Annotated in this window: 1 protein-coding gene and 1 pseudogene; one reads left to right on the top strand and one right to left on the bottom strand. The window is 40.4% G+C overall.

The annotated features are described in order from the left end of the window. A pseudogene (locus tag QVP40_RS13280) lies at positions 1-590 on the bottom strand (aminopeptidase); the annotation flags it as partial. A gap of 322 nt (positions 591-912) precedes the next feature. Here QVP40_RS13280 and QVP40_RS13275 point away from each other — a divergent pair. Beyond that, positions 913-1,146: ABC-ATPase domain-containing protein (locus QVP40_RS13275; protein WP_288200592.1), on the top strand; the 234-nt coding region annotated here is incomplete at its 3' end.

Here is a 1,146-nt window from a genome sequence, read left to right as displayed (position 1 = left end):
ATAAGAATGTCAAGATTTTCACCCTCAATGACCTCAGCGGCTTTTTTCTGAAGCTGTTTTCCTGCCAGATGGATCAGAAGATCTGTAATATAAACAACAGGATCGTTTTCATCTTCTCCCACTGTTACATTTACAACTGTGCCGTCTTTTTTGGCGATCACACCATGAATGGCAAGAGGAAGCGCAACCCACTGATATTTTTTTACACCGCCATAATAATGGGTATCCAGATATGCCATATCGGCCTCCTCATAAAGAGGATTCTGTTTAATATCAATACGCGGAGAGTCAATATGCGCCCCCAGGATATTCATTCCTTTTTCCAGCGGCTCCTGTCCGATATGGAAAAATGCCAGGATCTTATTCATAGCCACAGAGTAAACCTTATCTCCTGCCTGAATCTTTTCTCCTGATGCAAGCTTCTGCTCCATAGAAACATAGCCGGCAGCCTCTGCCTGTCTGATCAGCTCTGTTACACATTCTCTTTCTGTTTTTCCTGCATCCAGAAAGCTCTTATAGCTTTTTGCAATCTGCTCCATCTCTTTTTCTTCATTTTCTCCATAGCTGAGCCATGCGTTTCTTCGTTCCATATTGGTTCCACCTTTCCTTCATATATTTCGTATTTAATACTCCGTGTTTTGGGAGTATGACATCGGGTTTCTGGGTTTCTGCAAAAGTCCTGCTTCTGCCTGAATTAATACACAATTCCTGTACATTATAATCCAATTATGTCTAAAATTCTACATGTATTGACAAATCTTAAAGAAGATTTAAGAAAGAGCCTCCGGAAATTTTTATGTTTTCCTGGGTATTTTCTTTTCCAAAAATCATTGCCTTATGACGGATCATTTACTAAAATGAACAGAAAGGCAGTCCTGCCGTTTATTAGTTTATCAAGGAGGCAACTATATTATGCAGCAATCCACAGATCTGCTGAACCTACTTCACTCCATTCACAGAAAAAGCTATCCCGCATATAAATCTCTGAAAGGAGCGTATCAGTTCGGCCATTATATTTTATCTGTTGATCATGTTCAGGGAGATCCCTTTGCCTCTCCCTCTCATATCAGCATCCATGTTTCTCATAAAGCTGCCGGTTTTCCGGAAGAATATCTTCAGAATCCTGTTGCAAAAATCACTCTCTGC

The sequence above is a fragment of the Blautia sp. CAG:257 genome (genome assembly GCF_000433815.1).
Lineage (GTDB): Bacteria > Bacillota > Clostridia > Lachnospirales > Lachnospiraceae > Blautia_A > Blautia_A caecimuris.
This window is presented reverse-complemented; position numbering and strand designations above follow the sequence as displayed.